Source organism: Liquorilactobacillus vini DSM 20605, from assembly GCF_000255495.1.
Taxonomy (GTDB): Bacteria; Bacillota; Bacilli; order Lactobacillales; family Lactobacillaceae; genus Liquorilactobacillus; species Liquorilactobacillus vini.
Genome location: NZ_AHYZ01000207.1, coordinates 1 through 864, shown reverse-complemented (window position 1 = coordinate 864; position 864 = coordinate 1). Strand labels below are relative to the sequence as shown.

Sequence of the window (864 nt, the reverse complement as noted above, 5' to 3'; positions counted from 1 at the left end):
GGCATTAAAATAATCGGCCCCAAACTAGGACGTAAACCCAAATATATTGATCAAAAGGAACGGCGGCCACCATTGCCGTTTCAATTGATTTGGGGATTATGGTGGCCAATATTGAAACAGTTTTACGCTTTTTTTCTTGGAAACTTTTACTTACCATCAAAACTAACGCTATTTATTTAAAAATCAGTTATCAAACAAACCAAATAGATTAAATTCAAAGGCCTAATTCAGTAGCCACTATTTATAGTTCTAAAACAATTTAGCGCAACCGCATTGAAGTTACAAAAATAATCCGTTTCAGCTTTCTTATTAAGCTGACGGATTATTTTGGGTCTCCGTCAAATTATATTGGTGGAACCATGAAGTCCTCTGAATGGGGGACTTCTTTATTTTACAATTAAAAGAATTCTGGCATAAAAATGATCCATATTTTTGAATCCGTAACAGATCCGTTTAAGTGCTTTGATTTTACGATTGATTCCTTCGATAGGTCCATTGGAAAGTGATGATTCACAGCTGTTTGAAACATATTTTAGATTTTTCTTTAGGGATGAAAGCAAATTAACGATTCCAGCAAAAATGGCTGTAGCAAAATGACCAACTGATCCCAAATGAGATTAGCTGGTCTTTTTTTAACGGTCGGTTGTTAGGTGCTTATAATAATCGACCGTCTATAAAAGAATATATTTCAGCGGTAAAATTACCTCATCAATAAAGAATGATGAGGTGTTTTTATGACCAATAAACCTGATGTTGTTCAGATCAAAATGGATAAGTCCTTTAATCCGCAGACTTCGGCTCCTACTAAAGCTTTTCAAGTTAGAGTTGATGATAATAAATCTGTTATCGTGTATAACCGCATTC

2 protein-coding genes are annotated in these 864 nt (G+C 34.5%); one reads left to right on the top strand and one right to left on the bottom strand.

Annotated elements, in window-relative coordinates; translation table 11 throughout:
• Window positions 1-180, top strand: a 180-nt coding sequence (locus ON15_RS12095) for a hypothetical protein (protein WP_235720462.1), incomplete at its 5' end; no start/stop codon positions are given.
• Between the two features lie 206 nt (window positions 181-386).
• On the opposite strand, the gene ON15_RS10945 is transcribed toward ON15_RS12095, so the two are convergent.
• Window positions 387-611, bottom strand: a complete 225-nt coding sequence (locus ON15_RS10945) for a transposase (RefSeq protein ID WP_010581532.1) — start codon at window positions 609-611, stop codon at window positions 387-389.
• Window positions 612-864 lie beyond the last annotated feature (253 nt).